The sequence below is a fragment of the Oleiphilus sp. HI0123 genome, from assembly GCF_001635315.1.
The window spans coordinates 1-3,637 of sequence record NZ_LWGE01000152.1; the positions used below are offsets into that span (position 1 = coordinate 1).

Here is a 3,637-nt window from a genome sequence, read left to right on the forward strand (position 1 = left end):
CCTAGTTTTCCTGCATAGCTTCATTAATAATGCTCTTTTAACTATAGACTTGCTATAACCTCAGCACGACTGTTGAGGTTAAACAGCTTTAAAATTGCAGATACATGAATCTTAACCGTTCCCTCAGAAATACCTAGGTTTTCAGCTATTTGTTTATTTGAAGCTCCTTTTTTCAAATAGCTCAGGACTTCATTCTGTCTTGCTGTTAGAGAAAAGTTGTTGCTGCGTGCGGTTTGCGAAGTAGGTCTTAGGTAAAATCCTGGAATATATTCTTCGCCAGCTAGTATTAGTTTTATAGCTTGAACAGTAGCTTCTGGGGAAAGTGATTTTGGAATAAAGCCTTTTCCACCGAGTTTAAAGCACTTCGCGACATCTTTGTTGTCTTCTGATGCTGTTAGGAATGCTACGGGGAGCGATAGGTGCTTTTCTTTTATTCGTAGCAGGGTGTTGAAGCCATTCTCATCTTTGAGCGAGATATCTAGTAATACCAAATCGACTTTTTGCTCTTGGGAATTGATGAATGAAAGGGCTTGGAATGCCTCGGTAAATATAAATACCTCGGCATCTGGTAGTAGCAGCTCAAATAGTTCCTTTAAGGCTGATACAAATAAGTGATGATCGTCGATGATGATGATCTTGTATACTGCGCTCAACTTTTTCGTCCCTGTTGCAATGTCGTGCAATTATATCAGCAACCATGATTTTTAACTGGGAGAAATTTTTCTTTTGATGGATAGTTCTCTAAACGAAGTGTTTCAATCGGCTTATGAATGATATGTTCAAAAGTTTCTTTAAGGTGATTGTAGTTTCTATCCAAAGGTTTTAGGCGACCTTTTTTATGAGGAGGGAGTTCCATGTATTTGTGTACCTCTTTAATGTAGCGCTCAATTGTAGAGTCGTCAGGTATTAGTTCTTTTGCTGCTTCGTATTTCATTTCATGTAAATTTCTTAAAATAGGAATTGCGTGGCCTGAACGAAGTATTGTTAATCCATTCTTCAGATCGTCCAACCAAATTTCTCTTATGAACTGCTTGGCTCGTTCGTAAAAAAGTTCATAGAACCAAGGGACTTTTTTACCTCCTTTAGAGGAGCGAATAAGATGATTTAGTTTTTCTCTTTGGTCGATTATTTGCTGTAATTTATGAGTACCTGATTCGCCGCGTTCTTCATAAAAGAAAATGACTTGTTCTTTGGCTAGGTGGTTGGATGCTTGTGAAAGCAAAAGATGCTTAGTAGAGAGCAAAGCGCTTTCTAATGTTCCGCTTTGCTGAACTAAGAAGAATTTACACTGTTCAAAAATGGAGTTAAGCGCGAGAAGGTTAAATCCTTGGCTAGTAGTGATTGTATCATGCTCTAAAGAGCACAAACCCTCATTCAATAGGTCTGCAGAAGTGTAGGAATCCATGTCACGATCTTTGATATTTCTTTTACCCATTTCCGTGAGGATTCTGATCTCAGCTTTGGAATGCAAAAGTAGGTCTATCCAATCTAAATCATCCAAAGCATCAAGATCATCCAAGTCGGCAAGGTTTGGAATTAAGGAGAAATTTTCAAGTTGAAAAATATCTGAGTTTTCTGACATTAGGCTTTGATGAATAGATTCGAAAACTTGGTCTAAATTTGGATTGAGCTCTGGATGATTTGCATGCTCATGGAAGAATATGAAGTTCACGGTGTCTCGAACCAATATTGCCTCATATATATTTGCTTTCTCTCCAGATCCGTTTTCTAACTCTTGTAGAGTCGGTATAAATGAACTAATGAAAGGGGCGTCGTCTGGCATTTCTAAGTAGTTAAAGTCAGGACTCTTGATCATATTCTTTGCTAAGGTTATCTCGTTAACAACAGTAGTATCAGTTTCGAGAGTCTTCACTATGTCTTGGAGGTCTTGAAGATCATAAGTCATATTGTGATTGGTCATTAATTTTTGCCTCCGTTATGTTTGTTTTTCAATTGATCTAAGTAATTTGACCAGCTTTGCATCATCTCAATTCTTCCTTCTAGGTGACTCGTCCTATTGTATGCTCTTCCATTTGTATCTTTTACGGCATGGGCTAGCTGGTGTTCAATATAATCAATTCGGTAACCTAATATTTCGTCTAGAAGTGTTCTCGCAGTGGCTCGAAATCCATGTGGTGATACTGTCTCGTTGTCATATCCTAAAGTTCGTAGCGCTGTGCGAATGCCATTATCGGATAATGGACGAGATGCGCCTCTAGCACTAGGAAATACATATGCTCCTCTCTGTCCAGTTTCTTCCTTGTATTGCTCTAAGATTGTATAAACTTGATTGCTTAAGGGAACAATAAAAGCCTCCCTCATTTTCATTTTAAAATCCGGAATCTCGATTCTTCTGTTTTCCCAATTTATTTCGTTCCATTCTAGTTTTCGTAGCTCTCCAGGACGTATGAACAAATGCGGTGTTATTGTTAGCGCAGTTTTTACGACCATCCCTCCGTTGTAGCCATCTATTGCGTTGAGTAATACTCCTAGTTCTGTTGGACAGGTAATAGCAGCTCGGTTTTTTTCCTTTGGTATTTTAAGTGCACCTTTTAAATCAATACTGCAATCTCTGTCGGCTCTCCCAGTCGCCACCGCGTATCTCAATATCTGGCCCGCAGTTTGTTTAGCTCTATGTGCTGTTTCAAGTTTCCCTTTGCCTTCAATTTTCTTTAATGGAACTAGAAGGTCATTTGCATTAACTTTCCTTACCTCAAGACATCCAAGATGAGGAAACATATCTCGTTCTAAGGCTCTTAATACACGCTTCTTGTGACCGTCAGACATGTTTAGCATTTTTACTTCGAACCACTCGAGAGCAATGGACCGAAATGTATTCTGTGCATCGTCTAGTTGATTGGCTTTTCTTATTCTCTTTATTTGACTTGGGTCTTCACCTGCTGCCAAAAGGTTTTTTGCTTCAGAGGTTTGTTCTCTTGCTTTAGCGAGGCTTGTATCTGGATAGATTCCAAGGGATATGGTTTTTTGTTTGCCATGGAAACGATAGGAAAGTCTCCAATATTTTCGTCCATTGGTCTTTACGAGCAAAAATAAACCTCGTCCGTCGCTCAATTTAAGGTCCTTATCTCCTGACTTGATTCTATCTACTTTTGTTGCTGTTAGTTTCATTTAACCACTCTTTTTTTTACTATCGATAGACCTTCTCGCACAGTATGGGACGCTACGAGATGATCTACGTTGTATTTAAGAATACTGATATGAATCGAAATAAAAACATCGTTAAGCCGCTTCACGCAGTAATAGGAACGCAAAAAAGTTGGTTGGTTTTCTGTTTGATATATATGTGGAAGAGGGGAATTGTTGGTACAAGTTACCACGAGATACAAAAGTACCAACGTAGATACCAACACTTCACTGGGATTTCTTGGAACGCTTTGAGTAGCATTGAGACACAAAAAAAGCCGTAATCCCTTTAGGGATACGGCTTCTCTGTCTTGTATCACTACATCTGTAGTGAAAATTTGGTAGCGGGGGCGCGATTTGTTTTCTGCAGACGGGTTTTGCTTACTAAGTAATTACTCTCAAACTGCGCGGGAATAAGGTTTGGTGAGTGTATATTTAACCAACTGCAATTATGTGAGAACTGCGACAATCGCTGACTATGCCCTAACTTAAC

The 3,637-nt window shown here is 39.0% G+C and carries 3 protein-coding genes; all 3 read right to left on the reverse strand.

What is annotated here, in order from left to right; genetic code table 11:
- Window positions 1–41: 41 nt before the first annotated feature.
- Genes A3761_RS01395 through A3761_RS01405 form a run of 3 tightly spaced genes read right to left on the reverse strand, consistent with a single transcriptional unit; the run spans window position 42 to window position 3,129 of the window.
- Entirely contained in the window at window positions 42–653 is a 612-nt protein-coding gene (locus tag A3761_RS01395; protein ID WP_068552707.1) for a response regulator transcription factor, read from the reverse strand.
- 35 nt (window positions 654–688) lie between these two features.
- Window positions 689–1,921, reverse strand: a complete 1,233-nt coding sequence (locus A3761_RS01400) for a hypothetical protein (RefSeq protein WP_068567555.1) — start codon at window positions 1,919–1,921, stop codon at window positions 689–691.
- Entirely contained in the window at window positions 1,921–3,129 is a 1,209-nt protein-coding gene (locus tag A3761_RS01405) for an integrase arm-type DNA-binding domain-containing protein (RefSeq protein WP_068553710.1), read from the reverse strand. The genes A3761_RS01400 and A3761_RS01405 overlap by 1 nt, the downstream gene beginning before the upstream one ends.
- Window positions 3,130–3,637: the final 508 nt, after the last annotated feature.